Annotated in this window: 5 protein-coding genes; 3 read left to right on the top strand and 2 right to left on the bottom strand. The window is 51.9% G+C overall.

From position 1 onward, the window contains the following. The first annotated feature begins 170 nt into the window (after positions 1 to 170). Positions 171 to 920, top strand: coding sequence for a hypothetical protein (locus VB741_RS26045; RefSeq protein ID WP_323368145.1), 750 nt, complete (start codon positions 171 to 173; stop codon positions 918 to 920). A 1-nt stretch (position 921) separates the two neighbouring features. Here VB741_RS26045 and VB741_RS26040 read toward each other — a convergent pair whose 3' ends face one another. Beyond that, positions 922 to 1,869 carry a competence protein CoiA family protein gene (locus VB741_RS26040; protein ID WP_323368144.1) on the bottom strand — a complete coding sequence of 316 codons (948 nt, stop codon included), beginning with the start codon at positions 1,867 to 1,869 and terminating at the stop codon, positions 922 to 924. A 153-nt stretch (positions 1,870 to 2,022) separates the two neighbouring features. On the opposite strand from VB741_RS26040, the gene VB741_RS26035 reads away from it, so the two are divergent. After that, positions 2,023 to 3,048 carry a metal-dependent hydrolase gene (locus tag VB741_RS26035; protein WP_323368143.1) on the top strand — a complete coding sequence of 342 codons (1,026 nt, stop codon included), beginning with the start codon at positions 2,023 to 2,025 and terminating at the stop codon, positions 3,046 to 3,048. Positions 3,049 to 3,088: 40 nt separating this feature from the next. Here VB741_RS26035 and VB741_RS26030 read toward each other — a convergent pair whose 3' ends face one another. Continuing rightward, on the bottom strand, positions 3,089 to 3,724 hold the full coding sequence (locus VB741_RS26030; protein WP_323368142.1) for a hypothetical protein: 636 nt from the start codon (positions 3,722 to 3,724) through the stop codon (positions 3,089 to 3,091). 337 nt (positions 3,725 to 4,061) lie between these two features. Between VB741_RS26030 and VB741_RS26025 the strand changes: the two genes are divergently transcribed. After that, positions 4,062 to 4,445 (top strand): hypothetical protein, encoded by a 384-nt coding sequence (locus tag VB741_RS26025; RefSeq protein WP_323368141.1) that lies wholly within the window; start codon positions 4,062 to 4,064, stop codon positions 4,443 to 4,445. Positions 4,446 to 4,590 lie beyond the last annotated feature (145 nt).

Genomic DNA, 4,590 nt, shown 5'->3' with positions numbered 1-4,590 from the left:
CAGGCGATGGCAACCGAACTGCTCAATCAGTTCAGAAGCCAGCGCCAGGCCCCAGACGAGCAGAGCCAACCCGACCCGAGTCTACAAACTGCATAGACCCGAATGGGTTTGAGTCGGTCTGTGCGGCCATCGCGGCGGGTAGCCATGTGCTGGTGGTGGCTGAGACGGGGATGTTGGGTCGTTTTCCGCAGCTGGTGGCGGAGCGGTTTCAGGATGACTGTGCGGTGGCGACGGCGATCTACAAGGGCAGTGCCAAGCAGTTTTTTGTGCAGCTAGCGGAGCAGCTGGAGATTCCGACGACGGCCCCCCGCTATGACCGCAATGGTGAGGTGACGGGCGAAAAGAGTATAACGGTGGACCAGCTCAAGGATGAGATCCTGGGCAATGTCCGAGATGGGACGCTGCTGCTATTGCCCGAGGCGAACCGGCTGACGAAGGGCCTGCGCTACTGGCTCGAAGACCTGATGGCGACGGGGCGAGTACAGCTGTGTTGCTTTAGCTCAGTGAACCCTGGGCGGGATATCTTTCTGGACATGCTGGAGGTAGAGCTAGAGCTGCCCAGTGATGCTTATATTCGGTTAGTGATGGCGGCAGAGGCTCAGCGGCAGGGGCTGACATTGACGAAAAATCGCCTGGCGGAGCTACAGCCGCTGGCGGGCCGTAACCCGATGCTGGCGCGGAAGGTGGTGGCTAGCGAACGGGCAGGGCTAAATAAACAGGCGAAGCCGGAGCATACGCAGTATGTGGTGGTAATGCCGATTGTGATCGCGGCGTTGATGGCGTTTGGGATTGTGCGGTTTGTGGGGTTAGGCACTGGCAATCAGAGCCTGTACATTTTTGGGGGTACGGCTCTGGTTGCGGGGATGACGATGAAGCAGGTGGGGCAGGTGAGAGGGGCGCGGAAGCGGTTGGGGCAGTAGTTCATTTATGTCTGACTTGTCTTTGGCCATTTAAGTCACGATCACAGTCCTCGCAAACAAATCCTGCTTCGTAGTGTTGGGCGGGTAAATCCAGTTTCGGGTTTATGTGTTGGTCCCATAGCCAGGGAAGACCAATGACGCCTTTGCAGTGTGGGCAGCTACTGGTTGGGTAATACCACGATGATCGATTGCTTTGCCAATAGCCGATTTCAACCCCTTTTTTCTGTGCTAGCTCGAGGTCTGATGGATAGAAAGAACCGCATAGACATCCTTTGCTGAGTAAGCCTGTGACGAGCATTGAGTGCTGGCATCTTCTACAGTGACTTTCAACAATAGTTAGGGTTTTCTTGTTTGTTCTCCCTTGGCAGTGTGGACAGTGTGGGTTAAGGCACGAATCTACCCTATTTGGGTACATCAGCTCATTGATGCGGTTTAAATCATTTTCGGATTGAAGTTGGAAGATAACGGTTCCAATCTTATTTTGCATGTAATAACTTAGAGCCTGTTCTTCAGGATAATGAGTAACAACAACTTCAATCACAGCGATAACTCTATTGTGGCTGTCTAAAAGGGCGATGTCTGGTTTGCAGGAGCCAAGGTTGTATTCCATTTCAACCCGTTTTGTTTTCTTAACCAGGTTGCCAACATGCTCTTCAAGACAGTAGTTACATGACCATGAAATGAGTAGAGGTTGTTGAGAGGAAATATGCTCTTCAATTTTTTCAGCTAGAAGTCTTTTGAATCCGTAATGTAATGCCGATTCTGGAGTGCAGTTTTCAGTGAGAGCTTTGTGGGCAAAGTGTGGTTTTCTATGAGTTCCTTGTCGGAGAATCATTTCGCCTTTGCATATGGGACATTGATAGGTCTCGCCCTTCAGAGCTTTTTCTACTCTGACCAGCACTCCTTCATGGAGAGCAGTTGAGTACAAGATAGTTTTTCCTGTTCCCATAACTAAATCGTTTGAGGTGTATTTGTTAATGCTGCAATAGACCGAATCTACATTGGCATATTTTCAAAGGTCTGCGATCGCAACTCCCAAATCCCAACCTAACCGCCCGCCCTGGGCAACTTAGAGCTGTTCGATACTGACAGGTCTGGGCCAATGATGGCGATTACCCATGCTGCGATCGCAACCGCAGGCGCATCCTTACTACTGGGCACCGCCCAACCACTCCCGTTAGCCCTGGCCATCCTGGGCAGCCAGCTGCCGGACATCGACACCACGACGAGCATCATCGGCCAGGTCTTTTACCCGGTATCCAGCTGGATAGAGGACCGTTACCCACACCGCAGCGTCACCCATTCTTTAATAGCCACAGCAACGCTGACCGTGATTGCCCTGGGCATTGGCTTTGCTGTTGGGACAGTTAAACCATTTCTAGCCCTACCCCTGGGCCATGTGCTGAGTTGCTTTAGTGACTGCTTTACGCGCCAGGGCGTTCAGCTCTTTTGGCCTGACCCCGCCTGGGCCATCAGCGTAAGCAACCCGAAGCGGCGATTACGCACGGGAGGCCCGGGCGAGTATTGGGTTTTATCGGCTGCTGTGGCGGTGTTGCTGCTGGGTATCTGGCTGGCCGGTGTGGGTGGTGTGACTGGTCAGGTTAACCAGGGCCTAGGGCTGCGAGATGGAGCGATTGCAACCTATAACGAAAATGCAGCGGCTCGGGAAGTCTACGCGGAAGTGACAGGCGTCTGGGCCGATGACCGCACCGATGCCAGTGGCCGCTATCTGATCCTCGATGCCGTGGGCAATGAGTTCATCGTCACCGATGGCCAGGGCGTTTACCAGACGGGTAAGCAGCTGCTGATCGACAAGCTGACGACGGCGACCGGCGAGGCGATGACGCGGACAACCCAGACGCTTACGTTGAGTGATGAGGATGCGGTATCGCGGCTGCAGGCGTTGCGGATGGCGAATCCGTCGGCGCGGATCTATCTATCGGGTTCCATCACTGTGGACTTTCCCGAGGAGGTGAGGCCTACGGTCCTACCTCGGCAGCTGCCAGCGGTGACGGTGGTGGGTGAGTCGGTGGAGTTGCAATATTGTGAGTTGGAGGTTGCGATCGCACTGCTTAGTGATCAGTGGGCAACGGGCGTCATAACGGTATTGCAGTTTAGCCAACGATAACCCCAGAATCTAGCTAGCGTTGGCAAACTGTATGGAAGCCTTACTCGTTGAAATGTTGTTTGTAAAGATCTTCGATTTGAATGGCAGCTGGATTTATAAAGTCTCGATCACTCCAATATCGAGCATGGCTAAATGGCGTTGGCCCTGCCTGAATAGGGCGATCTTCTACAAGCTTTCTATAGCCCTCACTCAAGGGTTTTAGTGGCCATCCTAAAACATCATCTTCATCGAAAAAGTTGAGCCAACGAAAATCATCATGAGGCTTATCAATAGGGGTGATTTTCTTTAGTCCAGCGACAAATAAAGGGATATTACATCCTGTGGTAATCATCAGTTTCAGGTTTTTTAACTGATGGATATCAGAGGGGGCTTCTGTCTGCCAAATGCCCTTTCTTGGTTTGATATCCCAGATATAGTTAGAAATGACCTGAGCACCTAACGATTGAGCAATAATTACGATGGGATTGTCAGGGCTTTCCAATTGTTGTTGCAGGTTCTCAACACCATGCTTAATGATGCGATGTACCTCTTGGTAAACACTGTCTGACTTTTCGGGGAATAGATGATAGGTCGTAGCATCGCTAAAGGCATAGATGAAAAATGCTCGTAGTTTATCCCACCCCAATCGGTGGACATCATTCATCCTTTCTAGGGTTTCTTCCTGTTGTCCTTGCATTGCAGGATGATAATGGAGACTCTGAAATGTAATATTGTTGCGAGTTGACGGACTCCATCGCTGTCTCAACTCTTCCTGGAGCGCTTTATCAAAATCAGGTCCGACATTGCCCATGCCATGTAGTGTCAGGATTCCTAGCCTTGCCATGTGTCATGCTCCCTAAAAAAGATAGCTTTCAGAGAGTCATTCAAGACAGATTACTTTTAGTCCGGAAAAGTCATCTAATTTAACAGTTTTTCTTGATTTTGGAGGGGTTAATCTCTCCGTTGTATATTTGCTTGGGCAATCTATTGCTTGGCGTCGTTTACGCATAGTGGTGTTGGTTCGTATAGTCTCCGTGCTAGTAGTCAGCCTGATATCTTCCGCGTGTATAGCGGTTGCTCAACCCGTTACATCTTCCCCAGAGCAACCGCTTCAACCTAACGAAGCCCCCCGCCGCCTCACCATCAACGTCTCCGTCGCCGACCCCGACGACCTCAAAGTCACCGACGGAGACCGCATCGCCGTGGGCCAACTCATCGCCGACCGCACCCGCGATCGCAACCGCCTAGAAGCCCAAGCCAAGCAATTAGACCTAACGCTCCAACGCCTGGAGCAATCCACGATCACGCCACCGCTACCACCGCAGCCACCGCCTGCGATCGCAACCCCAACTTACCTAGAGCAAACCGCCGCCATCGACCGCGCCAAGGCCGAGGCGCTGATAACGGCTGAACATTGAGAGCTAAACTGCCTGGCGCAGCTGCCCAATTTTGAGCAGGCCCAGTAAAACGAGTGTTAGAAATTCTTACGAGACAGACAGCCCCAATATTCTAAAGTGACAAAGGTGTCTGAGCATGTCGTTAGGTGACAAGAACCGTTCGCGT

The sequence above is a fragment of the Leptothoe sp. PORK10 BA2 genome (assembly GCF_034932105.1).
GTDB lineage: Bacteria > Cyanobacteriota > Cyanobacteriia > Phormidesmidales > Phormidesmidaceae > Leptothoe.
The sequence above is the reverse complement of the archived record's forward strand: the minus strand, read 5'-3'. Positions and strand labels throughout refer to the sequence as shown.